Origin of the sequence: Streptomyces sp. DH12 (assembly GCF_020873895.1) — a bacterium.
GTDB lineage: Bacteria > Actinomycetota > Actinomycetes > Streptomycetales > Streptomycetaceae > Streptomyces.
Window position 1 is genome coordinate 1 of sequence record NZ_JAHWGT010000257.1, and the last position, 739, is coordinate 739.

General features: G+C 74.6%; 1 protein-coding gene. It reads left to right on the forward strand.

Annotated features, from left to right (window positions below):
- The coding region (locus LPA54_RS33880) for a VOC family protein (protein WP_228984528.1) at nt 1-700 on the forward strand (700 nt) is incomplete at its 5' end.
- Nucleotides 701-739: the final 39 nt, after the last annotated feature.

The following is a 739-nucleotide window of genomic DNA, read 5'->3' on the forward strand; positions in this document are numbered from 1 at the left end:
GTACACGGAGGGCACCCCCTGCTGGGTGGACGCGCAGCTGCCCGATGTGGAGGCGGGCAAGCGGTTCTACGGCGAGCTGTTCGGCTGGACCTTCGAGGACCAGCCCACCGGGACGGTCCGGGCGCTGAAGGACGGCGACCCCGTCGCCTCCCTCGCGCACAAGACGGACGGACGGCTGCCGACGGTGTGGACGGTGTCCTTCTGCACCCCGGACGCCGACCGCCTGTGCGCGCGCATCCGCGCGGCCGGCGGACAGGTGGTCGCGCCCCCCGCGCCGTTCGGCGACCTCGGCCGCACCGCGCTCGTCACCGACCCCGAGGGCGCGGTGTTCTCGCTGTGGCAGCCCGGGACCGCGGCCGGCTTCGGACGCCGCCACGAGCCCGGCGCCTTCGCCTGGGTCCAGCTCTACGCACGGGACACGGAGACGGCCAACGCCTTCTACGGCGACCTCTTCCACGACGCCCTGTTCGGCGAGGGGGCCGACCCCGACTTCGGGCGCGCGTCCGTCACCGAGGTCTTCGCCCCCGAGATGCCGCCGCACCTCCTCGTCCACTTCGCCGTGACGGAGCTGGAGCCCGCCCTGGAGGAGGTGACCCGGCTCGGCGGCCGGGTCCAGGTGCCGCCCTTCGGCACCTCGTACGGGACGGTGGCCGTCGTCACCGACAATCAGGGGGCGTCCTTCGCGCTGCTGCGCCGCTGACCGTACGCTCGGTGCGCCGCCGCGGTCCGTCTCCCGTGC